The following is a 22,863-nucleotide window of genomic DNA, read 5'->3' as shown; positions in this document are numbered from 1 at the left end:
CGCGTGCCGGCGACGCAGCACAACGGCACGCTGCCCGTCATCGCCGTCACGGGGATGGCGTTCGAGGCGCGCATTGCGCGCGGTCACGGCGTCGAGGCGGTGTTCGCCGCGCGGGCCGACCGGCTCGAGCGCGCGCTGGCCGAAGCGACCGCACGCGGTTGCGCGGGCATCGTCAGCTTCGGCACCGCGGGCGGGCTCGCGCCCGAGCTCGCGCCCGGCGCGCTCGTGATCGCGGACGCGATCGACGGCCCGTTCGGCCGCGTGCCGACCGATCCGGGCTGGAGCGCCCGCCTCGTCGCCGCGCTGCACGACACGCCGGTGTGGGCGCGCGTCACGCGCGGCACGATGGCGGCAGTTGGCGCGCCGGTGGTCAGCGAGCAGGAAAAGACGTCGCTGCATCGTGCGAAGGGCGCGCTCGCCGTCGACATGGAATCGCATATCGCGGCGGCCTTCGCCGCGTCGCGCGGCGTGCCGTTCGCGGTGTGTCGCGCGATCGTCGATCCCGCGTGGCGCACGCTGCCGCGCGCGGCGACGGCCGGCCTGCGCGACGACGGCAGCACCGCGATCCTGCCGATTTTGCGCGAGCTGCTGAAGCAGCCGTCGCAGCTTGGTCCGCTGCTGCAGGTCGCGGGCGATGCGCGCGCAGCGCGCACGACGCTGATACAGGCGCGGCACGCGTTCGAGCGTGCGGGCGCGATGCGGATCGTCTGAGCGGCGCTCGCCGCTTTCCCGCTGCGCTTCTCCCCTCCTCTTTTTCGTTTCGCGGACGCGCAAAAAAAGAGCGCTGCATGATGCAGCGCTCCTTGTCGTTCCGGCAGACGGCGTGGCCGCGCTACTGCGCGGCCGGAGCGCTTGCGGGCGGCGTCGGCACGGCCGGCGCGATGGGCGCGCCGTTCGCGGCAGGTGCGGTCGTTGCACCGGTCGGCGCAGCCGCCGATGCCGCAGCAGGCGCACTCGCGGGCGCTGCCGCGTCCGCACCCGGATCGTCGTACTGCGGCAGGCCCGGTGCGGCCGGCGCATTGTTCGGCGTTGCGCCCGATGCGCCTCCCGACTCACCCGGATCCTCATAGTTCGGCAAGCCGCCCGGCATGGCGGGCGTCGCCGCCGGCACCGCGCCGGCTTCACCCGGCTCCGCGTAGTTCGGCACCGCGGTCGACGCCGACTGCCCGCGATACGTGAGCGACTTGCGTTGCTGCAGATACGCATCGCGGACGAACGAATACGGATCGAGCGCCGCCTGCTTCAGCAAATCGGTTGCGCCGAGCAGGTCCGAGCGCGCGCTGATGAACTGCGCGATGTACATCGGATTGCGCACGGCCGGCTCGATGTAGTTGAGCAGGTTGAAGCGGACGTCCACCGCGCGGCCGACGCCGTCGCGAATCGTGCTTGGGCCGAACACCGGCAACACGAGGTACGGGCCCGACGGCATGCCCCAGCGCGCCATCGTCAGCCCGAAGTCCTGGTGATGCTTCGGCAGGCCGGCCGGCGTCGCGATGTCGATCAGGCCGCCGACGCCGAACACCGAGTTCATCGCCACGCGCATCAGGTCCTGCGTCGCATCCGTGATGCGCAGCTGCAACAGGTTGTTCGCCATGTTGCCGAGATCGCCGAGGTTCGAGAAGAAGTTGCTGATCGCGGTGCGCACCGGCGTCGGCGTGATCTTCTGGTATCCCTTCGCGATCGGCACCGCGATGTTCGTGTCGACCGTGTCGTTGAACTTGTACATCGCGCGGTTCATCGGCTCGAGCGGGTCGTTGGGGTTGCGGTTCGGGCCCGTCGCGCAGCCGCTGAGCACCGCGCTGGCTGCGACGGTCGCCGCAATGATTCGCACCTTATTCATTGTTTCCTTGCGATTGGTTCTTGGCGCGTTTGACGCGCGGTTTGCCCATCAGGACAGGCTGAAACACCACGGCGCCGATCAGCGTGCAGGTCAACGCCAGCGCAAGCAGTTTGCCCATGCTCGACGTGCCCGGATGATGCGACAGCCACAGGCTGCCGAAAGCGGTTGCCGTCGTCGCGGCGCTGAACAGCACCGCGTGCGTGAGGCTCGAGTGCAGCAGGCCAGTCTGCCCCGCGCGCCATGCCATCACGAAGTACACCTTGAACGCGACGCCGACGCCGAGCATCAGCGGCAGCGCGATGATGTTCGCGAAGTTCAGCGACATGCCGAGCACCACGCACATCTCGAGCGTGACGAGCCCGGACACGAGCAGCGGCACCAGCGTGCGCAGCACGTCGCCGAAGCGGCGCAACGTGATCCACAGCAGGATGGTGATCGAGATGATCGACCACAGCGCCGCATGCAGGAACGCGTTGATGATCGTCTCGGCCGAATGCAGGATCGAGATCGGACCGCCGGTCGCGCCCGGCTCCGCCGCCTTCACGGCCTTCGCGAAGCGGCGCAGCATCGTGTCGTCGTTCGGGTCGACGCCCTTGGGCACCTTCGGCGAGATCTGCACGAGCGCGTGGCCGTCCGGCGCGACCCAGTCGCGCACCAGCTGCGGCGGCAGCGATTCGCGCGTGATCTCCTGCGGCTGCAGCAGCGTCGCGAGCTGGTTGAGTGCGATGCGCAGCGTGTCCGAGAACGCGCGTTCCGCGCGATCGCGCGTCGCGCTGTCGGCCGCGGCCAGCTTCGCGAGCGATGCCGACAGATGCTGCGCGGCCGGCGCGCCCGGCCCCGGGTGATCTTCCGCCGCATAGCTCAGCAGGTCCGACACGCGCTTGAGCGCGGCGACGCGCTGCGCGTCGGTCGCGGGCGGCGCGGCCGGCTGCGTCAGCGCGGGCAGCAGTTCGCTCGCAGCCGTGGCGATCGCCGCGCGCTTGGCCGGCTGGTCGGCCGGCACGAAAGTCGTGAGCGTCGTCGTGCGACCGACCTCCGGCAGCGCGTCGAGGCGCTTCGCGGCCGCGTCGGCTTCGGCGAGCGACGGCGCGAGCAGCGTGACGTCGTTGACCGCGGCTTCCGGCGAATCCTTCAGCGCGAGCAGCGTCGCCATCGATTCGCTGTGCGGATCCTTCAGGTGCAGCGGATTGAAGTCGAAGTGCAGGAACGCGAGCAGCGGCAGCGCGCCGATCACGACCGCGAGCGTGCCGATGAGGATCGGCTTGCGATGGCGATCGAGGAAATCGTCGACCGGCGCGAGCCACGGAAACCCGGGCGTCTTCGATTCGCCGGGCGGCGCGAACAGGCGGAGCAGCGCGGGCAGCAGTGTGAGCGTGGTCAACAGCGCGACGAACATCCCGACGCCCGCGATCAGCCCGAGCTCGGACACGCCGCGATACGCGGTCGGGATGAACGAGAAAAAGCTCGCCGCGACGGCCGTGGTCGCGAGCGCGAGCGGCATGCCCATCGAGTGCGCGGCCCCGATCAGCGCGTGATCGATGCGCGGATCGCGGAAGCGTTCCTCGCGGTACTTCACGCCGTACTGGATCGAGAAGTCGACGCCGAGGCCCACGAACAGCACCATGAACGCGACCGAGATCATGTTCAGTGAACCGACCATCGCAAGGCCGAGCGCGGCGGTCACGACGAGGCCGACGAACAGCGTGACGAGCACCGATCCGATCATTCGCTTCGAGCGCAGTGCGAGCCACAGGATCACGAGCACGGCGAGCAGCGTGAGCACGCCGTTGAGCGCAGCGCCGTCTTCGACCGACGCGAATTCGTCGTCGGCGAGCGGCTGTTCGCCGGTCAGGCGCACGACCGCGCCGTAGCGTTTTTCCAGATCGAGCGTGCGCGCGGTGTCGCGGATCACCTCGCTCGTGGCCGCGCCGGCCTTCAGCGCGCCGTAGTTCACGACCGGCTGCACGGTGACGAATGCGCGCGCCGGCTGGCGTGCGGCGTCGCTGTCGACCAGCCCGCGCCAGGAGAATGCGGCCGGCTTGCCGGCCAGCACGTCGTCGACGGTCGCGGCACTGCGCGCGAGCAGCTTCGCCATCGCCGGCAGCTTGACCTGCCCGGCCAACAGCGGCTGGCCGAGCGTGGTGGACAGCGTGGTCGCGAGCCCGGTGAGGCTCGGGTTCTTCGCGAGTTCATTGACGAGCGGCCGCGCGCTCGCGAGCTGGGACGTCGTATCCGACACCTCCTGCGGCGACAGGAACAGCAGCCCGTTGTGCTCGAAGAACGGGCCGCCGCCGGGTTCGCCGACCTGACCGATATGGCCGGCGTCGGTTTGCTTCTGCAGCGCGTCGGTGAGCGCGTGCGCGGCGGCGGTCGCGAATTCGGGCGCGGGCGCTTCGACCACCGCGAGGATCGTGCCGTTGCGTTGCGGGAACGCTGCGTCGACGGCCTTGCTGAGCGCGGCCCATTGCGGCTCGGCATCGACGAGCTTGCTGATGTCCGTGTTGATCTTGAAGTGCTGCGCGACATAGACGCCGCTGAACGCGGCAATGACGAGCGACAGCACGACGACCCAGACGGGGCGGCGGACCGACCATGCGACGAGTCGGACGATGAGAGATGTCACCATGTGGCGGTGCGGAGGGGCTGGCAAGGGCAAAGCAACGAGTATACCGGCGCAACGTGGCGTCGGTCGCGACGTCGCTACGTAAAAGGGCGGGAAGGATATTTGCTCCGCTTCGCGAGAATCGGCGCCAACGATCGGATGATTGGTAAGGGGACGCTTACATAATCGGCGCGGAGCGCCGCGGCGAAGGCTCTGTGACAAAGGGGGATCAAAGGTAACAGTCGGTCACCGCGCGGCAGGCGCGCGTCGGGGCCGCTATACTTCGACCCACCGGCCGATGCAACGCATGCGATTTTGCCGGCCGTTTTTTCTCATCGAGTGCGAATATCAGTATGAAACGTCATCTGTTTGCTTTCATCGCGGCCGCAGCCGTGTCGGTTTCCGCTTTCGCGCAGAGCGCGCCGGTCGACGTCGTCCGCAGTGCGGTCGAGGGCACCGTCAACGCGATGAAGGCCGACCCGGCCGCGCGCGGCGGCGACATGGCGAAAGTCACGCAAGTCGTCGAGCAGCGCTTCCTGCCGGCGACGAATTTCGAACGCACGACCCGCATCGCCGTCGGCGACGCGTGGAAGCAGGCGACACCGCAACAGCAGCAGGAGCTGTACAAGCAGTTCAAGCTGCTGATGACGCGCACCTATGCGGCGTCGCTCGCGCAGCTCGGCAACCAGGATGCGAAGTTCTCGTTCAAGGCCGGCGGCGCGTCGGGCGCCGATGCGCTGGTGCAGTCGACGGTCACGACGCCGGGCGACAGCCAGTCGGTCGGCTACCGGCTCGGCAAGGTCGGCAACGACTGGAAGATCTACGACATCGACATGTCGGGCGCGTGGTTGATCCAGGTATATCAGGGCCAGTTCAAGAGCCAGCTCGCATCGGGCGGCGTCGACGCGCTGATCGCGTATCTGCAGAAGCACAATTCGCGGACGAATTGAGCGTCGACGCGCGAAGTCTGGATGCATGAAAGGCGCCTCCGGGCGCCTTTTCTATTCGCGGGTCGGTCGAGCGGCGATTGCCACTGCGGGATGCTGACCCAGCGAGTCTGCAAGTGCTTTGGAGGGGCGAATCGCGCGCGGTGCGAGCAGTCGGAAGACCGCCTACCGCCGCCGATGCTCGACCGCGAACTTGATCAGTTCCGCCTGCCCTTCGATTTCGAGCTTGCGTTTGAGATTGAGCCGGTGCGTTTCCACCGTGCGCACCGACAGCCCCGTCTGCTGCGCGATCTGCTTGCTCGACAGCCCCTCGGCCAGCGCATCGAGGATGTCGCGTTCGCGCGGCGTCAACCGGTCGAGCGGCGACGCGGTCGCGCTCGCCTGGATCATCCGCGCGGCGAGCCCTTCGCTGAAGAACGTCTGGCCGGCCAGCACCGCGCCGATCGCGCGCACGATCTCGCTCGCTGGCGAATCCTTCAGCAGATAACCGCTCGCGCCGGCTCGCACGGCCTGCGTCACGTATTCGACGTTGTCGTGCATCGACAGCATCAGCACGCGAATGCCCGGGAAGCGCTCGTGGAACACGCCGGCGAGCGTGATCCCGTTCATCCCGTTCATGCCGACGTCCATCAGCGCGAGATCGGGTTCGAGCGACGCGGCGAGCGCGAGCGCCTCGTCGGCGTTGCCGGCTTCGCCGACCACGGACAAGTCGGCTGCCTCGAGCCGCATCCGCAACCCGTCGCGTACCAGCGGGTGATCGTCGACGAGTAGCAGGCGGGCAGCGGGCCGGGCGGTGTCGGGGGCGCTCATGGGCAAGAGTCTCCGGTTAGGGGCGCGCACCGTCAGGCGGCGGCGCGCAGCGGCACGCGCGCGGCAACGACGGTGTGGCCAACCTGCGACGCGATCGTCAGCGTGCCGCCGAGCGCATCGAGGCGCTCGCGCATGTTGCGCAGCCCGATGCCGCGGCGCGCATCGGTCTGCGTCCGTTCGGCATCGAAGCCGCAGCCGTTGTCGGCGATGGTCAGCGTGACCGCATGCGCGCCGACATCGAGCGTGACGGCCGCGCGCGACGCCTGCGCATGATGCACGATGTTGCTGAGCGCTTCCTGCGCGATCCGGAACAGCGCCGTGTTGACCGCCGCAGGTAGCGGCCGCGCGCCGCTGTGCGCGACCTGCGTATAGCCGATGTCGATGCCGCTTTCCGTGCCGAGTTCGCGCACCAGTTGTTCGAGCGCGGCCGCGAGGCCGAGATCGTCGAGCATCGCCGGGCGCAGCGCATGCGAGATGCGCCGCACTTCGCGCAACGTGTCGCCGAGCCGCCCGACGCCCGACGCGAGCGCCTGCTCGGCTTCGGGCATGCGTGTCGCGCCGCGCTCGAAGCGCGCGAGCGCGGATTCGAGCATCAGCTTCGCAGACACCATCATCTGGCTGATCCCGTCATGCAACTCGCGCGACAGCCGTTCGCGCTCCTGCTCCTGCGATTCGACGACGCGCTGCGCGAGCTGCTTGAGCTTTGCGTCGGCACTGCGCGATTCGCTGACATTCAGCACCAGCGCGCACACGGCGATCGCGGCGGCGCCGGTCAGCGCGATCGCGGTGAGCCAGCTCATCGTTCGCTCGATGTTCGCGGACGCGCGCGCGTCGATGCGCTGCAACGCGGTGTCGACGTCATCGAGATAGATGCCGGTGCCGACCATCCAGCCCCAGCGCTCGAGCGCGACGACGTAGCCGAGCTTCGGTGCGGGCTTGCCGGTCGACGGCCGTTGCCACGTGTAGCGCACGTAGCCGCCGCCGTGCGAGGCCGCGCCGATCAGCTGCTGGATCGTCAGCGCGCCCTGCGGATCGCGCATCGTCCAGAAGTTGTGGCCGACGCGCTCGGGTTCGCGCGGATGCATCAGCGCATTGCCGTGCAGGTCGTAGACGAAGAAATAACCGTCGGGGCCGAAATCCATCTTTTGCAGCATCGCGAGCGCCTGCGTGCGCAGCAACCCGTCGTCGCGCGCGTTGCCGCCGCTAGCGTCGTACAGCGGCATGATCGCGCTCGTCGCAAGCTCGACGTAATGCTTGAGCTCGACTTCCTTGCTCGACAGGTACGCGGCCTGGATCGTCGCGTGCTGCGTGCGCGCGAGCGACGTCGCCTGCTGACGCACGCCGAAACCGATGCCGGCGATCGCGAGCAGGAACGGCACGATGGCCAGAAGAAATATCTTTGCCTTGAGTTTCATGGTGACGGGAAGCCGGCGCGCCGACGGCGGACGCGCGCCGCGCATAGCGCGGCGAGCCGACATTGTCGGCGATTTTGCCCGCCGGCGGCGCGCGTGGAATGGCCGGGCGGCGCTCAGGCGCGCCGCGGCTCGCGCTCGGCGGCGGCCGATGCGATCTGCACGACGACCCGGTTGCGTCCCAGCTCCTTCGCGCGATACAGCGCGTCGTCGGCGACTTTCAGCGCGCGCTGGATGCTGCAGTCGCGGGCCGGATAGCAGGTCGTCACGCCGATGCTCGCGGTGAGCCGCCCCGTCGTGCCCGTGTCGTGGTGGATGCCGAGCTCGAGGATGCCGGTGCGGATCGCTTCGGCGATCGTCACGGCGCCGTCCGTATCGACATTGGGCAGCACGACGACGAATTCCTCGCCGCCGTAGCGCGCCGCGTAGTCGGCCGGCCGCCGCAGGCAGCCGGCGATGCAGCGTGCGACCGCGGCGAGTGCGTCGTCGCCGGCCTGGTGGCCTTGCGTGTCGTTGTAGCGCTTGAAGTGATCGACGTCGACGAACAGCAGCGACAGCGCGTGTTGCGAGCGCGCGGCGCGACGCCATTCGCGCGCGAGTGTGACGTCGAGCATCCGGCGGTTGTCGAGGCCGGTGAGGCCGTCGGTGCGCGCGAGCGCCTCCAGTTCCGTTTCCGCGCGGTGGCGTTTGCGCAGCTGCACGTCGAGCAGCAGCGACAGGCCGACGAAGCCGAGCGCGAGGATCGCCATCGCCGAGCCGATCGGGATCGCGCGGTCGTACCACGCGGCGTACGTGTCGGCTTCGGAGCGCGCGACCATGATGATCAGCGGCAGGTTCTGCAGATGCCGGAACACGTACAGGCGCCGCACGCCGTCGATCGATGCGGTATCGGCGAAACTGCCTTCGCTGGCCGCCATGAACTGCCGGAACGTGCTCGCCTTGCTGATGTTGCGGCCGACGATCGCTGGATCGTATGGCTGGCGCGCGAGCATCAGGCCCTTCGTGTTGATCAGCGCCATCGACCCGCGATCGCCGAGCGCGAGACGCGAGAACAAATCCTGGAAATATTCGAGCCGGATCGACATCACCGCGACGCCGCCGAACGATCCGTCGGGCCGCGTGATCCGCCGGCTGAGCGCGATGCTCGGCGAGCCGGCGCGCAGCCGCGAACGGTATGGATCGCTGACGTACAGGCCGACGTCGGGGTGATCGCGGTGGACGGTGAAGTACGGTTCGTTGCCGAAATTGACCTTGCGCGGCACGTCGCTCTTGCCGTCGACCGCGATGTCGCCGTTCGCGTCGAGCACGTAGATCCCGCCGAGGTACCTGGCCGTGGTTGCGCGATCGAACAGCACCTGGCGGCGCAGCGGCATCGGCAGCGCGGTGACCGCCGGATCGTTCGCGCCGTCGACGACTGCCTGCAGCGACAGCGAATAGAACTCGATGTTGCGCTCGATGTCCCACGACGCCATCAGCGCGATGTTCTGCTGCGTGATCCGCGCGCGGTCGCGGGCGTCGACCCGGGCTTCGTACAGCACGATGCCGCACAGAAGCAGCAGGAGCAGACCGATCAGCAGCCCGGAATAAAAGATCAGATGCGGCAGCAGGAGCCGGCGCAATTGTGCGGCGATACGGCCGGTCGGGCCGGATTCGCTGGGCATTGCGTAGTCGGTCTCTGCCATGGTTCGTGAAGCGATGGGCATCGCCGTCAGCACGCGGGTCGATGCAATTGTTCGTATGATTGGCGCGTGGCGATCCGATACGCTGCCCCGTTGTGTTCTGCTGGTCCGACGACCGTGCGCCGATTATCGGAACAACGCGGCAGGCTGAACCGCTCGATTATTCATTCATCGGCGGATTCTGCCGCGATTCAACGATCAGGCGAATCGGGCCGCGTGGATTGGTCCGAGTATAACGCGCACGTTGGCGGACGCGAAAAATGTTGCCGGCCGTTGATCGGGATCAAATTACGACGGCCGCCGATACTTGCCACTCGCGCGGTGAACGTTGCTGCGCAAGGGCCTGTGGCGGCGTTGCGCGTGCCGCGCATTAGGTCACGGCTCGATTTCCGTCTTTAACGGATTGCAGAATGTCTGCCCGACGTTGTGCAATGCGCAATGATTATTCTTTTCAGCGTCCGCCTCAGTCCGCATATGAAAACGGACGGCCGCGACGGCCGTCCGTTTCGTGAATCCGCATGCGGGAAAGCCCGCATGCGTGTGCGCATGCCGGGCGTTTACGCGCCGTGCTGCTGCGCCTTGAACGCGAGCCGGAAGCGATGCAACAGCGGCTCGGTATAGCCGCTCGGCTGCGACGCGCCCTGCAGCGCCAGCGCGCACGCGGCCTTGAACGCGGTCGACTCGTCGTAGGCGGGCGCCATTGGACGATAGTTCGGATCGCCCGCATTCTGCTGGTCGACGACGCGCGCCATCCGCTTGAACACGTCGAGCACGAAGGCTTCGGTGATCACGCCATGGCGCAGCCAGTTCGCGATGTGCTGGCTCGAAATGCGCAGCGTCGCGCGGTCCTCCATCAGGCCGACGTCGTGGATGTCTGGCACTTTCGAGCATCCGACGCCCTGTTCGACCCACCGCACGACGTAGCCGAGGATGCCCTGCGCATTGTTCTCGACTTCGCTGAGGATCTCGGCCTCGCTCCACTCGGCGCGCTCGACGACCGGCACGGTCAGCAGCCCTTCGAGCAGCGCGTCGCGCTCGCTCGCGTACGGCGTCTTCTCGAGTTCCTGCTGGACGGCCTGCACGTCGACGAGGTGGTAGTGCAGCGCGTGCAGCGTCGCGGCGGTCGGCGACGGCACCCACGCGGTGTTCGCGCCGGCGCGCGGATGCGCGATCTTCTGCTCGAGCATCGCATGCATCAGGTCCGGCATCGCCCACATGCCCTTGCCGATCTGCGCGCGACCGCGCAGGCCGGCCGACAGCCCCGCGAGCACGTTGTTGCGCTCGTACGACTGGATCCACGCCGACGACTTCATGTCGCCCTTGCGGATCATCGGGCCCGCTTCCATCGCGGTGTGCATCTCGTCGCCGGTGCGGTCGAGGAAGCCGGTGTTGATGAACGCGACGCGGGCCGCCGCTGCGGCGATACACGCGGCGAGGTTCACGCTGGTGCGCCGCTCCTCGTCCATGATGCCCATCTTCAGCGTATTGCGCGGCAGGCCGTACAAATCCTCGATCCGCGCGAACAGCGTGTCGGCGAACGCGACTTCGGCCGGGCCGTGCATCTTCGGTTTCACGATGTAGATGGAGCCCGTGCGCGAATTGCGCTTGGCCTTCAGGTCGTGCAACGCGCACAGCGTGGTGACGACGCCGTCGAGGATCCCTTCCGGAATCTCGTTGCCGTCTCGATCGAGCACCGCGCCGTTGGTCATCAGGTGGCCGACGTTGCGCACGAACAGCAGCGAGCGGCCGTGCAGCGTCAGCGTGCCGCCGGACGGCGTCGTGTATTCGCGATCGGCGTTCAGGCGGCGCGTAAACGTCTTGCCGCCCTTCGCGACTTCTTCGACCAGCGTGCCTTGCATCAGGCCGAGCCAGTTGCGGTAGAGCTGGACCTTGTCGTCGGCGTCGACCGCAGCGACCGAATCCTCGCAGTCGATGATCGTGCTGACCGCGGCTTCGAGCACGATGTCCTTCACGTTCGCGAGATCGGCGCGACCGATCGGCGTCGATGCGTCGATCTGGATCTCCAGATGCAGCCCGTTGTGCTTCAGCAGGATCGCGGACGGTGCGCCGGCCGCGCCCTGGTAGCCGACGAATTGCGCGGGCTGTGCGAGGTGCACGACGCCCTTGCCGGTTTCGACGGCGAGCTGGCCGTCCTGCACGCGGTAGCGCAACGCATCGCGGTGCGAGCCGCTCGCGAGCGGCGCCGCGTTGTCGAGCACGCCGCGCGCGTAGTCGATCACGCGCTGGCCGCGCGTCGGGTTGTACGCGGTGGTGCGTTCGGCGCCGCCGTCCTCCGGCAGCGCATCGGTGCCGTACAGTGCGTCGTACAGGCTGCCCCAGCGCGCGTTCGCGGCGTTCAGCGCATAGCGCGCGTTCGACAGCGGCACGACGAGCTGCGGGCCGGCCTGCGTCGCGATCTCGGTGTCGACGTTCGCGGTGGCGGCCGCGACGTTCGCCGGCGCCGGCACGAGATAGCCGATCTTTTCGAGGAACGCGCGATACGCGGCGTGATCGCGCACCGGGCCGGGGTGCGCGCGGTGCCATGCGTCGAGTTCCTGCTGCAGGCGGTCGCGTTCCGCGAGCAGTTCGCGGTTGCGCGGCGCGAGGTCGTGCACCAGCGCCGAGAAACCGCTCCAGAACGCGGCCTTGTCGATACCGGTGCCCGGCAACGCTTCGTCTTCAATGAACTGGCTCAGCGCTGGCGCGACTTGCAGTCCTGCTTGGTCGATCATCGTGATTCCTCCCGGGGAATGAAAAACGCGCGCGCGTTGGCTGGCTATGCCACGACGCTTTGTGTACCGGCGCGGGCGATCTGCGCATCCTGTTCGGACTTTACGCCAGACACGCCGATCGCGCCCGCGATGCGGCCGTCCACCGTGACCGGCACGCCGCCTTCGAGCAAGCCCGTCAGCGGCACGCTCAGAAACGCGGTGCGGCCACCGTTGATCATATCCTCATACGCCTTCGTCTCGCGACGGCCGAGCGCGGCCGCGCGCGCCTTGTCCTGCGCGATATGGGCGCTGGCCGCCGACGCGCCGTCGAGCCGCGCGAACGCGAGCAGGTGGCCGCCGTCGTCGACGATCGCGATCGATACGGACCAGCCGTGACGCTCCGCTTCCGCGCGGGCGGCGGCGAGCATGCGCTCGACGTCGGCGAATTCGAGTTCGGGCTTGGTCTTCATGACGGTTCTCCGGAATCAGCGTCAGTTGACGAGTCGGTTGTCGACGAGCCCGATCCAGTGGCGCACGGGCGTGCGGCCGGCGCCGCTCAGGCGAGTCTGGCAGCCGATGTCGGCCGTGACAATCCGGTCGCGCGCGCGGCCGCGAGCGCGTCGGGCTGCCGTGCAGTTTCGTCGGGAGTTTGCGTTGCGCCGGGGATGCGCGGTTGACGCAGAAGGGCGCCGGCAGCGAGTGTCAGTGCGCGCCGGACGGCGGCTTCGCGCGACCGAACAGCGCCGATTCGCGCCGCGCGCGGAACGGGGTGAGCGGTGCGCCGGCAATCGCAGCCTCGCGACTCGGGACCATCGCGGTGCTGGCACTCATTGCGCGTTCAGTCGAACGGCACCGCAAGCCGGTCGATCACCGAACTGGTTTCCGGACGCACACCGCGCCACCACGCGAACGCTTCCGCCGCCTGCTCGACCAGCATGCCGACGCCGTCGGCGATTCCGTGTACGCCAGCATTTCTCGCGAGCCGAAGAAACGGCGTGAGGCGTTTGCCGTAAGCGAGTTCGTAGGCCGTGCCGTGCGGGCTGAACACGCTCGGCGGAACCGGCGGCAGGTTGCCTGTCAGGCTCGCCGACGTCGCATTGACCACCAGGTCGAAACGCCCCATCCGCTCGAGCTCCGCATAGCCGCCGGCCACGAGCGCATTACGCGGGCCGGACTGCGACACCTGCGCGACCAGTGTGCGCGCCTTGTCGACGTCGCGATTCGCGATGACGAGTTCCGCCGGCCGCGCGTCGAGGAACGGCAGCAATGCTCCGCGCACCGCGCCGCCGGCACCGAGCACCAGCACGCGCTTGCCGGCCATCGGCAGCCGCAGGTTCACTTCGATATCGCGCACCAGACCGATACCGTCGAAGTTGTCGGCCAGGATGCGGCCGTCGTCGAACTTCAGCGCGTTGGCCGCGCCCGCCAGCTTCGCGCGCTCGCTGCGTTCGTCGGCCATCGCGAACGCGTCGAGCTTGAACGGCGCGGTGACGTTGACGCCCTTGCCGCCCCTTTCGAAAAATCCGCGTACCGCTGCGGCGAACGCGCCCGCCGGTTCGAGCGGGCCTTCGATCGCCGTGTAGTTGATGTCCTGCTGCGTCTCCTGCGCGAAGAGACCGTGAATCAGCGGGGATTTCGTGTGCCCGATCGGATTGCCGATCACCGCGTACTGGTCAGTCATCGTTGGCTCGCTTGTGAAAGAGGACGCCATCGGCCAGCATCGCGTCGATCTCGGCCGAATCGAATCCCAGTGAATGCGCGACTTCCGCGTTGTGCTGCCCGAGATCGGGTGCGACGTCGCGAATCGTCGTATCGCAATCGGAAAACCGGAACGGCAGATTCGGCAGACGAAGCGTCCCGTAGCGCGGATGCTGTTGCTCGACGACCATGCCCCGTGCCTGAATCTGCGGATCGTCCAGCACCTCGTCGATGCGCTGCACCTTTGCGCACGGAACGTCGATGCCGTCGAGCAATTCGAGCACCGACGCGACGGAGCGGGCGGCGACCCACGGCTCGACCACCGACAGGATCGCCGCGCGGTGCGCGTTACGCCCGACGCTGTCGTGAAAGCGCGTGTCGGAGCCGAAATCCGCCGGGCCGCCGTGCGCGGCGATCAGCGCGGCGAAGCGCTTCCAAGCGTCGTCGACCTGCGCGGCGATCACGAGATCGCCGTCCGCTGCACGAAACACGCCGTACAGCGTCGACGTCGGCATGTCGTGCCCGGTCTGCTCGGGCAGCACGCCCTGCAGCGTGTAGCACTGCACCGCGTATTCGTGCATCGACACCAGCGTGTCGTACAGCGCCATGTCGATGTGTTGCCCGCGGCCGCTCGTCACGCGGCCCAGCAGCGCGGCGTTGATGGCCGCGACCGCATGGATGCCGGTATACATGTCGCCGAGCGAGATGCGCAGCAGCGGCGGCCGCTCGCCCGGCGTGCCGACCATCTGCATGATGCCGCTCTTTGCTTCCGCGATCAGCCCGAAACCGGCTCGATGCGCGTCCGGGCCGGTATGCCCGTACGCCGAAATCGAGCAGTACACGAGCCCCGGATTACGCGCCGACAGCTCCGCATAGCCGAGACCGAGCTTGTCCAGCGCGCCGGGCCGATAGTTTTCGATGAACACGTCGGCGGAATCGCACAGCCGCTGCATGAACGCCTTGCCGCGTGCGTCCTTCATGTTGACGCTCACGCCGCGCTTGCCCATGTTGAGCTGCAGGAAATAGCCGCTTTGCTGATCGTCGAGCACGGTGGCGTGCTGACGCCCGGCGTCGCCGGCGCCGGGGCGCTCGACCTTGATCACGTCGGCGCCGAGTGCCGCGAGACAGCGCCCGACATACGGACCGGCGAGGAAGTGGCTGTAGTCGACGACGCGGATGCCTTCGAGGGGACGGGCCTGCATCACAGCGCTCCCGGGCGGCGCGGCACCATCAGCCGATGTTCGCCGCGTTGAACGACCTGCCCGTGCTGATTGATCAGCTCCGACGGCAGCACGACGATGCCCCATTCCGGGCGGCTCTTGCTCGCGCGCATCGAGCCGACACGGAACGTCACGTGAAGCACGTCGCCGACCTTGATCGGCAGCAGGAAGTCCCACGTCCAGCCGAGCGACATGCCCGGCAGGAACCGGTAGTCGCTCTGCGTTTTCAGGCCGTCGGCAATCGACAGGCCGAACAGCCCGTGCGCGACGAGGCAGCCGAAATGGCTGGCGTTCGCGTATTCCTCGTCGACATGGACGGGCGTATGGTCGCCGGTGAGTTCAGCGTACGCGAGAATGCGTTCCTTGGTCACGACGTACTCGGGACTCGTGCACGTGTCGCCCTCGCGCGCGTCGTCCCAGTATTTCTCGACGATCGTCATGGTCATGCCTCCGCGCGCGGGTTGATCGCCAGCGCCTGTGCAACGCAGGACGCCGGCCGCGCCTGAATCAGTTCGACGGCCAGGCCGTCCGGCAGCCGCAGCCAGTTGCGCCCCTGCGGCATTTCGGTCACGCCGAACCGCCGTGCGGCGGCAAGCGCGGCCTCCAGGTCTTCGCACATCACGCCGAGATGCGCGAGCCGGCCTTCCGGGCCGTCATGTTCCGGCGCGTGGATGAACTGCAGGCCGCCGAGCGTCCAGTACTGACGCGGTGCGTCGAGCGAACCGTCCACTTCGCGCATCGTCATGCCGAGGACTTCCTCGAAGAAACCGATATGCCAGCGGATGTCCTTTACCCAGATCGCGACGTGTTCAAGATAGGCTTTTGGCGTGTTCATGCGTTGCCCTCCTCGCGCCGGCGATCGGCCATCGCGCGTTCGAGCCCCTTGATCGCGGCAACGAGCGTTGCATTGACCGGGGTCGGCACGCCATATCGTTGTCCGTAGCGCACGACCGAGCCGTTGATGAAGTCGATTTCGGTGATCGAGCCTTTCTCGAGGCTTTGCAGCATCGACGTCTTGAACGCCGCGGGCAGCCCCTCGGCGGCGAGCGTCCATGCCTGTTCGGGATCGGTCATCGAGAGCTTCACGCCGGCCGCCTGTGCCGCCGCGATCGCCTCGGCGACCGCCGCCAGCGACGTTGCCTTCAATAGCGGCTCGTCGTACAGCTGTCCGTAGGTGAGGCCGGTGATGCCGGTCAGCGCGCCCGTCGCGACGTTCACCAGCAGCTTGTCCCACATCGTGCCGACGATGTTGTCGCTGATTGTCGTGGCGAGGCCCGCCGTATCGAACGCATCGGCGATCGCCTGCACACGCGGCGTGATGCGGCCGTCGAGTTCGCCGATGTACGTGTATTTGCCGGCCACGCCCGATTCGACGTAGCCCGGGCCGCGCAGCACGCCGCCGACGTAAGTCTTGCCGGCGAGCACGCGCTCGCGGCCGACTACGTCTGCCAGGATGTCTTCGTGCCCGAGGCCGTTCTGCAGCGACAGCACGACGGTATCCGGCCCCACGAGCGACTGTGCGCCGCGGATCGCCGCGTCGGTGTGGAACGATTTGACGAGCACGATGACGAGATCGGCCACGGCAATATCGGCGGCTTGCGTGGTCGCATGGACGCGCACGTGCCGGGTGCCGCTGGCGTCGTCGACGCGCAGACCGTCGCGACGCATCGCATCGACGTGCACGGGCGAACGGTCGATCAGCCAGGTCTCGTGACCGCCTTCGGTGAGGGTGGCGCCGATCGCACAGCCCAGTGCGCCGGCACCCAGAATCGCAATTTTCAACGGCTTCTCCTTGACGTATGGACGTACGATAGGAGCCGCCGCTCATACTGCCAATGCAATGGATACAATGGCGTCATTGCGATTGACAATAATGATGCGATGACCGCCGACCTGCCCGACCTGAAGCTGCTCCAGCTTTTCGATCTGCTGTACGAACTGCGCAGCGTCACGCGCGTTGCCGAGCAACTTGGCCAGAGCCAGCCGACGATCAGCATCTGGCTCGGGCGCTTGCGGGAACATCTTCACGACCCGTTGTTCATCCGGACGCCGGGCGGCATGGCGCCGACGCCGCAGGCCGACGCGCTGATCGGGCCGTGCCGGGAGATTCTGGAATCGCTGCGCCGCTTCACCGCGTGGGAGATCGCGTTCGATCCGGCGACGGCCCAGCGGCGGTTCCGGATCTGCATGACCGATGCAAGCCATATCACGCTGCTGCCGCGCCTGCTGGCCCACGTGCGCGCGCAGGCGCCGGGCGTTCGGCTGGAAGCCGCGCGCATCGACGGCAACACCGAACGCGCGCTCGAATCCGGCGAGGCGGATCTCGCGATCGGCTATGTGCCGTGGCTGGGCGGCGGCATCTATCAGCAGAAACTGTACGACCAGGACTGGGTATGTCTGGCGAACCGGCATCACCCGAGGATTCGCGGTCGCCTCGGTGCGAAGCAGTATCGTTCGGAAGGACACGTCGCGATTACCGCCGGAACCGGCGCGCAGCTCCTCGAACAGGCGCTGCGGCACGCGCGTATCGAGCGCGACGTGGTGCTTGAGCTGCCTGGCTTTCTGGGGCTGGGCGCGATCGTTCAGAGCACCGACCTGATCACGACGCTGCCGCGTCATATCGGAGAGACGCTCGCTCAGGCTAGCGATCTGGCGGTTCATGGATGCCCGATCCCGGTCGACGGGTTCGCGGTACGGCAGCATTGGCATGCGCGATATCACCATGAGGCCGGCAACCGCTGGCTGCGCGGTCTCGTGATCCAGCTGTTCGGAGCGTCGCACTGAGCGGCGGCGATCGGCATCGCGCGCGGCCGGGGGGCAGTGCGAGATCGCGGAACGGGCTCGCTCGCGGGTCGCCGAGTGCGCTGCGCTCGGCGCGGCACCCGCTAGAATTGCGGTTTTAGCCCGGAATACGCCCATGTCCTTTGCCTCGCTTGGCCTGATCGAGCCGTTGCAGCGCAATTTGCGAGATCTCAATTACCAGACACCTACGCCGGTGCAGGCCAAGGCGATTCCTGCCGTGCTCGGCGGCAAGGACGTGATGGCGGCTGCACAGACCGGCACCGGCAAGACCGCCGGTTTCGCGCTGCCGCTGCTGCAACGGCTGGTGCAACACGGGCCGGCCGTGTCCAGCAACCGCGCGCGTGTTCTGGTGCTGGTGCCCACGCGCGAACTGGCGGAGCAGGTGCTGCAAAGCTTCGTCGCATACGGCAAGGGCCTCGATTTGCGCTTCCTGGCCGCCTACGGCGGCGTGAGCATCAATCCGCAGATGATGAAGCTACGCAAGGGTGTCGACGTGCTCGTCGCCACGCCGGGCCGGCTGCTGGATCTCAATCGCCAGAACGCCGTGCAGTTCGATCAGGTGCAGGCGCTGGTGCTCGACGAAGCCGACCGCATGCTCGATCTCGGCTTCGCGCGCGAGCTTAATGCCGTCTTTGCCGCGTTGCCGGCGCAGCGGCAGACGCTGCTGTTCTCCGCCACGTTCACCGACGACATCCGCGCGATGGCGGCAAGCATTCTGCGCAAGCCGGTCGATATCAGCGTCAGTCCGCCCAATGCGACGGCCAGCAAGATCAAGCAATGGGTCGTGCCGGTGGACAAGCGGAACAAGCCGGACCTCTTCATGCACCTGGTGCGCGAGAACAACTGGGAGCACGCGCTGGTGTTCGTGAAGACGCGTGCGGGCGTGGACTACCTCGCGGCGATGTTGCACGACGCGGGCTATGCGGTCGACACGATCCACGGCGACAAGCCGCAGCCCGCGCGATTGCGCGCGCTGGAGCGCTTCAAGGCCGGCGACGTGCAAATGCTGGTCGCCACGGACGTGGCGGCGCGCGGGCTCGATATCGACGACCTGCCGCTGGTGATCAACGTCGATCTGCCGATCGTCGCGCAGGACTACGTGCATCGCATCGGCCGCACCGGTCGTGCGGGCGCGAGCGGTGTGGCCGTGTCGCTCGTGTGCGCGGACGAAGCCCCGCAACTGGCCGCGATCGAAGCGCTGATCCGGCAGACGCTGCGTCGCGAAGAGGAGCCGGGTTTCGAAGCCGAACATCGGGTGCCGGAAACCAGTGCGACCGGGCAGATCATCAAGAAGCCGAAAAAGCCGAAGAAACCGAAAGTGCCGCAGGCGCAGCCGGCGCCCAGGCCGATGCCGGGCAAAAAGCCGCATGCGCAAAATGGTGATGGGAAGCGCAAGCCGGCGGCGCAGCGGACGACGGCTCCGGGCAATGGCGCGGGCGGCGCAAGCGCGAACGTGATCAGCGGCAGCCCGTTCAGCGTGCAAAAGCCGCGCGCGAAATCGGGCGGCAAAGCTGCGGGCAAGCCGGGTGCGGGGTCTGGCAAGCCGGGCGGGAAGCCTGGCAAGCCCGCCGGCGGCCGCGGCAAAGGCCGGCCCTGATTTTCGCCAATGTGACTGTCGGGGTTGCGTACGACATCGTGGCGGCTAGACTGGAAGTTCCCCCTGCAAATCATGGAGGGACACATGGCAACCATTTATGTTGTGAAGACCGGGGAGCAGTTCCTCTGTACCGCCGAGGACGGCGATATCGGCATCGCACCCGTGATCGAGGACGCCGCGTCGTTTCTGTCCTATGACGAAGCGGTCAAGGTGGCGAACCAGCACGCCGACCCCGGGTTCGAAATCCTGACCGTCGAGCTGACTTGCCGTTGACGCGGCGCGTAAGCCGCGTGATGGTGCCGGGCGCGCATGACGAGCCTGCACCGCATCGAGAAAAAAAAAGCCCGCCGAAGCGGGCAACCTCTCGATGAAGAGGAGAGAGATCCGGCCGCGCGACCGGTGCCGCGCGCTCAACCCTTGGTGGCCCCGAACGTGAGCCCCGCGACGAAATGCTTCTGCATCGCGAAGAACATCGCGACCGACGGAAGTGCGGCGAGAATCGATCCGGCCGAAACGAGGTTCCACGACGTCGTCCATTGCCCCTTCAACGCCGCCACGCCCGCCGTGATCGGCGCGGCCTCGTCGCCTTGCGTGAGGCACAGCGCCCAGAAGTAATCGTTCCACACGAACGTGAACACGAGAATCGCGAGCGCGGCCAGCGCCGGCCGAATCAACGGCAGCACGATCCGCCAGAACACCGTCCACTCGCCCGCGCCTTCGATCCGCGCCGCCTCGATCAGTTCGAACGGCAACTGCTTGATGAAGTTGCGCAGGAACAGCGTGCAGAACCCGGTCTGAAACGCGACATGAAACAGGATTAGCGCCTCGACCGTATTGAACACGCCGAGCCTCAGCGACAGATCGCGGACCGGAATCATCAGCACCTGGACCGGCACGAAATTGCCGGCGACGAACGTCCCGAACAACGCCGCGTTTCCGCGAAACCGGTAAGTCGCGAGCGCGAACCCGGCCATTGCCGCGAGTGCGATCGAACCGATGACCGACGGCACCGTGATCTGCACGCTGTTCCAGAAGTAATGGAGCATCGGCGACGTGGTCAGCGCATCGCGATAGTTCTCGATCATCGAGAAGTGCCGCGGCCAGCCCCAATAGTGGCCTTCGACCAGCTCCTCGGTGGAGCGCACCGACGTGACGAACACTGCGATCAACGGCAGCAGCCAGATCACGAGCGCGACGGGCAGCGACAGCTTGTACAGCCGGCGAGATACCGGCTTCCAGTGGGCAATGGGTGTCGGAAACATGATGAATGAACTCCGGGGAGGTCACTGCTCGTTGCGCAGCATGCGGCGCAACTGGAACGCGATGTAGACGAGCATGATCGCGAACAGCACGACCGCGATCGACGCGGAATAGCCGAGCCGGTAGTACTTGATCGCCTGGTCGTACATGTAATACGCGAGCACGGTCGAGCTCTCGAACGGGCCGCCGCCCGTCATCACGGAGATCAGGTCGAAGCTGCGCAGCGCGCCGATCACGGTGACGACGATCGCCATGAACGTGGTCGGCCGCAGTTGCGGCAGCACGACGTGCCACAGCAGCGCGAAGCCGCGCGCGCCTTCCATCCGCGCCGCTTCGATCTGTTCCGGATTCACCGACGTGAGGCCGGTCAGGTACAGGATCATGCAATACGCGGTTTGCGGCCACAGCGCGGCGAACACGATGCCGAACGTCGCGTAGCGCGCATCGCCGAGCACCGGAATCCCATGCCCGGCGATCAGTGCGAGCAGGCCGAACGTCGGGTCGTAGAACCACGAGAAGATCAGCCCGACGACCACGCCGGACAGCACGAACGGCGCGAAGAACAGCGACTTCACGAGCCGGATGCCGGCGACCGCCTGGTTCAGGTACAGCGCGAGCGCGAGGCCGAGCGGCGGCGCGAGCATGAACAGCGCGAGCCAGATCACGTTGTTGCGCAGCGCGGTGTAGAACGTCGGCGCCTGCAGCAGCTCGGCATAGTTCGCGAGACCGACGAACGTGCGCTCGGTCATTCCGTCCCAGTTGCAGAGGCTCAGCCACAGCGTCGACAGGATCGGCCAGATCACATAGACGGCAACCATCGCGCACGCCGGCGCGAGAAAGAGCCACGCGGCGCGGCGTTGTCGCCGCACGGCCGGCGACGGGCGGCGGGCGGATCGTGCTGCGGATGAGCCGCGACCCGGCAATGCGGCAGCCGTTTCGACGGGTCTGGACGTGATCGGACTGGACACGGCAAGCCTCCTGGGCGGACGCGGCGGCACGCGGCCGCCGCCGGGGTCATACGGTTATTTCTTGTAGATCCGCTTGCGGGTCTGCTCGAGCTGCGCGAGGACGCTATCGAGCTGCGCGGGATTCGCGACGAACTGCTGCATTCCCTTCATCCCTTCGTCGGCCATTTCCTTCGTCATGTCGCGGTCGTAGAACTGCGCGACACCGCCTTTGGTGTCCGCAAGAATCCGGAAGCCGATCCGCGAGATCGGATCGGCCGGCTCCGGCGATTTGCTGTTGGCCGACAGCGAGCCGAGCCCTTCGGCGAGCTTCGCGCCGATCTCGGGCGTTTCGACGAACGCGAGGAACGTGTGCGCGTCGGCCTTGTTCTTCGCCTTGGTCGGGATGTGCAGCGATTCGACGGGGCCGTCCTCGGCGGTCGGCACCTTCGCGTCGATGATCGGGAAGCGGTAATAGCCCATCTCCTGCTTCACGTTCGGCGGAAAGCCGGCCGCGATGAACGTGCCCATCAACATCATCGCGGCCTTGCCCTGGAACAGGAACGGCTGCGCGCCGTCGAGATCGTAGGACAGCGCGTTGTCGATGAAGTAGCCCGAATCGATCAGCGATTTCCACGTCGTGTAGACCTTCTTCACGCGCGGATCGGTGTACGGCACGTCGCCGGCCATCAGCTGCTGGTGGAACGCGTTGCCGTTCAGGCGCAGATCGAGGTAGTCGAACCAGCCGGCGAGCGTCCATGCATCGCGGCCGCCGACCGCAATCGGCGTGATGCCGGCTGCCTTCAGCTTCTTGCATGCATCGAGAAACTGATCCCACGTCTTCGGCTCTTCGGCGATGCCGACCTTGCTGAACAGATCCTTGCGATAGAAGAGCCCCCACGAGTAGTAGACGGTCGGCGCCGCATACTGCTTGCCGTTGTACGACGATGCGCTGCGCGTCGACGCGTACATCGCATCCCAGCCGTTCTTCTTCCAGTCGCCGCTCAGATCCTCGAACAGCCCGCGCTTCGCGTAGTACGCCATCCGCTCGCCCGCATGCCAGTTCACGACGTCGGGCGCGACGGTCGTGAGCCATGCGGGCAACTGCACCTTGTACGCTTCCTCGTCGACGAAGGTGGGCTTCACGTCGATGTCGGGATGAGCCTTGTGGAACGCCTCGATCGTCGATTGCCACACGGCGCGCTGGCTGGCGCCCTTGAACGCGATGTTGATCGTCAGCGTGCCGGCGTCGGCCGGCGCCGCGGCGCAGAACGATGCGAACGCGATGGCGGCGGCGCTCGCCAGCCGGGCGGCGACGCGAAGGGGGCGATGTGTCATGTG

21 protein-coding genes and 1 pseudogene are annotated in these 22,863 nt (G+C 67.2%); 5 read left to right on the top strand and 17 right to left on the bottom strand.

What is annotated here, in order from left to right; genetic code table 11:
• Window positions 1–3 precede the first annotated feature (3 nt).
• Window positions 4–711, top strand: coding sequence for a phosphorylase (locus KDW55_RS17760; protein ID WP_082721622.1), 708 nt, complete (start codon window positions 4–6; stop codon window positions 709–711).
• 121 nt (window positions 712–832) lie between these two features.
• On the opposite strand, the gene KDW55_RS17755 is transcribed toward KDW55_RS17760, so the two are convergent.
• Window positions 833–1,840 carry a VacJ family lipoprotein gene (locus KDW55_RS17755; protein ID WP_059548503.1) on the bottom strand — a complete coding sequence of 336 codons (1,008 nt, stop codon included), beginning with the start codon at window positions 1,838–1,840 and terminating at the stop codon, window positions 833–835.
• Complete coding sequence (locus KDW55_RS17750; protein ID WP_212198007.1) at window positions 1,833–4,466, bottom strand: MMPL family transporter; 2,634 nt, start codon at window positions 4,464–4,466, stop codon at window positions 1,833–1,835. Before KDW55_RS17750 ends, KDW55_RS17755 begins: the two co-directional genes overlap by 8 nt.
• A 329-nt stretch (window positions 4,467–4,795) precedes the next feature.
• Between KDW55_RS17750 and KDW55_RS17745 the strand changes: the two genes are divergently transcribed.
• Entirely contained in the window at window positions 4,796–5,392 is a 597-nt protein-coding gene (locus KDW55_RS17745) for an ABC transporter substrate-binding protein (RefSeq protein WP_040138937.1), read from the top strand.
• A 162-nt stretch (window positions 5,393–5,554) separates the two neighbouring features.
• Here KDW55_RS17745 and KDW55_RS17740 read toward each other — a convergent pair whose 3' ends face one another.
• The 12 genes and pseudogenes from KDW55_RS17740 to KDW55_RS17695 all read right to left on the bottom strand — a co-directional run bounded on the left by KDW55_RS17740 (window position 5,555) and on the right by KDW55_RS17695 (window position 16,701).
• Window positions 5,555–6,199, bottom strand: coding sequence for a response regulator transcription factor (locus KDW55_RS17740; RefSeq protein ID WP_059548502.1), 645 nt, complete (start codon window positions 6,197–6,199; stop codon window positions 5,555–5,557).
• A gap of 32 nt (window positions 6,200–6,231) precedes the next feature.
• Window positions 6,232–7,614 (bottom strand): cache domain-containing protein, encoded by a 1,383-nt coding sequence (locus KDW55_RS17735; RefSeq protein ID WP_069243589.1) that lies wholly within the window; start codon window positions 7,612–7,614, stop codon window positions 6,232–6,234.
• A 113-nt stretch (window positions 7,615–7,727) separates the two neighbouring features.
• Window positions 7,728–9,293: a sensor domain-containing diguanylate cyclase gene (locus KDW55_RS17730; RefSeq protein WP_040138935.1), complete on the bottom strand. Its 1,566-nt coding sequence runs from the start codon at window positions 9,291–9,293 to the stop codon at window positions 7,728–7,730.
• A gap of 554 nt (window positions 9,294–9,847) precedes the next feature.
• Window positions 9,848–12,022, bottom strand: coding sequence for a malate synthase G (locus KDW55_RS17725; protein ID WP_059548500.1), 2,175 nt, complete (start codon window positions 12,020–12,022; stop codon window positions 9,848–9,850).
• A 44-nt stretch (window positions 12,023–12,066) separates the two neighbouring features.
• Window positions 12,067–12,471 (bottom strand): heme-binding protein, encoded by a 405-nt coding sequence (locus tag KDW55_RS17720; protein WP_212161618.1) that lies wholly within the window; start codon window positions 12,469–12,471, stop codon window positions 12,067–12,069.
• Window positions 12,472–12,492: 21 nt separating this feature from the next.
• Window positions 12,493–12,629 (bottom strand): annotated as a pseudogene (gene glcF / locus KDW55_RS29445) (glycolate oxidase subunit GlcF); the annotation flags it as partial.
• 74 nt (window positions 12,630–12,703) lie between these two features.
• Window positions 12,704–12,832, bottom strand: a complete 129-nt coding sequence (locus tag KDW55_RS29650; RefSeq protein WP_257785765.1) for a hypothetical protein — start codon at window positions 12,830–12,832, stop codon at window positions 12,704–12,706.
• Window positions 12,833–12,839: 7 nt separating this feature from the next.
• Window positions 12,840–13,682: a shikimate dehydrogenase gene (gene aroE, locus KDW55_RS17715; RefSeq protein ID WP_040138932.1), complete on the bottom strand. Its 843-nt coding sequence runs from the start codon at window positions 13,680–13,682 to the stop codon at window positions 12,840–12,842.
• Window positions 13,675–14,901, bottom strand: a complete 1,227-nt coding sequence (locus KDW55_RS17710; protein ID WP_069243461.1) for a CoA transferase — start codon at window positions 14,899–14,901, stop codon at window positions 13,675–13,677. Before KDW55_RS17710 ends, aroE begins: the two co-directional genes overlap by 8 nt.
• Window positions 14,901–15,359, bottom strand: a complete 459-nt coding sequence (locus KDW55_RS17705) for a MaoC family dehydratase (protein WP_040138930.1) — start codon at window positions 15,357–15,359, stop codon at window positions 14,901–14,903. The genes KDW55_RS17710 and KDW55_RS17705 overlap by 1 nt, the downstream gene beginning before the upstream one ends.
• A 2-nt stretch (window positions 15,360–15,361) precedes the next feature.
• Window positions 15,362–15,754 carry a VOC family protein gene (locus KDW55_RS17700; RefSeq protein WP_040138929.1) on the bottom strand — a complete coding sequence of 131 codons (393 nt, stop codon included), beginning with the start codon at window positions 15,752–15,754 and terminating at the stop codon, window positions 15,362–15,364.
• Window positions 15,751–16,701: a 2-dehydropantoate 2-reductase gene (locus KDW55_RS17695; protein WP_212198006.1), complete on the bottom strand. Its 951-nt coding sequence runs from the start codon at window positions 16,699–16,701 to the stop codon at window positions 15,751–15,753. The genes KDW55_RS17700 and KDW55_RS17695 overlap by 4 nt, the downstream gene beginning before the upstream one ends.
• Window positions 16,702–16,782: 81 nt before the next feature.
• Here KDW55_RS17695 and KDW55_RS17690 point away from each other — a divergent pair, with 81 nt between their 5' ends.
• The 3 genes from KDW55_RS17690 (at window position 16,783) to KDW55_RS17680 (ending at window position 19,591) form a co-directional block, all read left to right on the top strand.
• Entirely contained in the window at window positions 16,783–17,703 is a 921-nt protein-coding gene (locus tag KDW55_RS17690; RefSeq protein ID WP_059548534.1) for a LysR family transcriptional regulator, read from the top strand.
• A 133-nt stretch (window positions 17,704–17,836) separates the two neighbouring features.
• Window positions 17,837–19,318, top strand: coding sequence for a DEAD/DEAH box helicase (locus tag KDW55_RS17685; RefSeq protein WP_212147968.1), 1,482 nt, complete (start codon window positions 17,837–17,839; stop codon window positions 19,316–19,318).
• A gap of 84 nt (window positions 19,319–19,402) precedes the next feature.
• The gene (locus tag KDW55_RS17680; RefSeq protein WP_040140878.1) at window positions 19,403–19,591 is read left to right on the top strand and encodes a hypothetical protein; all 189 of its coding nucleotides are present in this window, start codon (window positions 19,403–19,405) and stop codon (window positions 19,589–19,591) included.
• 137 nt (window positions 19,592–19,728) lie between these two features.
• Here the strand turns inward: KDW55_RS17680 and KDW55_RS17675 are convergent, their stop codons facing one another.
• Genes KDW55_RS17675 through KDW55_RS17665 form a run of 3 tightly spaced genes read right to left on the bottom strand, consistent with a single transcriptional unit; the run spans window position 19,729 to window position 22,860 of the window.
• Window positions 19,729–20,580: a carbohydrate ABC transporter permease gene (locus KDW55_RS17675; RefSeq protein WP_069243458.1), complete on the bottom strand. Its 852-nt coding sequence runs from the start codon at window positions 20,578–20,580 to the stop codon at window positions 19,729–19,731.
• Between the two features lie 21 nt (window positions 20,581–20,601).
• Entirely contained in the window at window positions 20,602–21,546 is a 945-nt protein-coding gene (locus KDW55_RS17670; RefSeq protein WP_059548491.1) for a sugar ABC transporter permease, read from the bottom strand.
• A 54-nt stretch (window positions 21,547–21,600) separates the two neighbouring features.
• Window positions 21,601–22,860, bottom strand: coding sequence for an extracellular solute-binding protein (locus KDW55_RS17665; protein ID WP_059548489.1), 1,260 nt, complete (start codon window positions 22,858–22,860; stop codon window positions 21,601–21,603).
• Window positions 22,861–22,863: the final 3 nt, after the last annotated feature.

Source organism: Burkholderia sp. AU19243 (genome assembly GCF_018148075.1).
Classification (GTDB): domain Bacteria; phylum Pseudomonadota; class Gammaproteobacteria; order Burkholderiales; family Burkholderiaceae; genus Burkholderia; species Burkholderia latens_A.
The sequence above is the reverse complement of the archived record's forward strand: the minus strand, read 5'-3'. Positions and strand labels throughout refer to the sequence as shown.

Bases quoted from the DNA above. Each gene is read 5' to 3' on its own strand.
- KDW55_RS17665 (WP_059548489.1), bottom strand. From the start codon at position 22,860: ATGACACATCGCCCCCTTCGCGTCGCCGCCCGGCTGGCGAGCGCCGCC.
- KDW55_RS17735 (WP_069243589.1), bottom strand. From the start codon at position 7,614: ATGAAACTCAAGGCAAAGATATTTCTTCTGGCCATCGTGCCGTTCCTG.
- KDW55_RS17705 (WP_040138930.1), bottom strand. From the start codon at position 15,359: ATGACGATCGTCGAGAAATACTGGGACGACGCGCGCGAGGGCGACACG.
- KDW55_RS17755 (WP_059548503.1), bottom strand. From the start codon at position 1,840: ATGAATAAGGTGCGAATCATTGCGGCGACCGTCGCAGCCAGCGCGGTG.
- KDW55_RS17740 (WP_059548502.1), bottom strand. From the start codon at position 6,199: ATGAGCGCCCCCGACACCGCCCGGCCCGCTGCCCGCCTGCTACTCGTC.
- KDW55_RS17750 (WP_212198007.1), bottom strand. From the start codon at position 4,466: ATGGTGACATCTCTCATCGTCCGACTCGTCGCATGGTCGGTCCGCCGC.
- KDW55_RS17725 (WP_059548500.1), bottom strand. From the start codon at position 12,022: ATGATCGACCAAGCAGGACTGCAAGTCGCGCCAGCGCTGAGCCAGTTC.
- KDW55_RS29650 (WP_257785765.1), bottom strand. From the start codon at position 12,832: ATGAGTGCCAGCACCGCGATGGTCCCGAGTCGCGAGGCTGCGATTGCC.
- KDW55_RS17685 (WP_212147968.1), top strand. From the start codon at position 17,837: ATGTCCTTTGCCTCGCTTGGCCTGATCGAGCCGTTGCAGCGCAATTTG.
- aroE (WP_040138932.1), bottom strand. From the start codon at position 13,682: ATGACTGACCAGTACGCGGTGATCGGCAATCCGATCGGGCACACGAAA.
- KDW55_RS17745 (WP_040138937.1), top strand. From the start codon at position 4,796: ATGAAACGTCATCTGTTTGCTTTCATCGCGGCCGCAGCCGTGTCGGTT.
- KDW55_RS17730 (WP_040138935.1), bottom strand. From the start codon at position 9,293: ATGGCAGAGACCGACTACGCAATGCCCAGCGAATCCGGCCCGACCGGC.
- KDW55_RS17680 (WP_040140878.1), top strand. From the start codon at position 19,403: ATGGCAACCATTTATGTTGTGAAGACCGGGGAGCAGTTCCTCTGTACC.
- KDW55_RS17720 (WP_212161618.1), bottom strand. From the start codon at position 12,471: ATGAAGACCAAGCCCGAACTCGAATTCGCCGACGTCGAGCGCATGCTC.
- KDW55_RS17675 (WP_069243458.1), bottom strand. From the start codon at position 20,580: ATGTTTCCGACACCCATTGCCCACTGGAAGCCGGTATCTCGCCGGCTG.
- KDW55_RS17710 (WP_069243461.1), bottom strand. From the start codon at position 14,901: ATGCAGGCCCGTCCCCTCGAAGGCATCCGCGTCGTCGACTACAGCCAC.
- KDW55_RS17700 (WP_040138929.1), bottom strand. From the start codon at position 15,754: ATGAACACGCCAAAAGCCTATCTTGAACACGTCGCGATCTGGGTAAAG.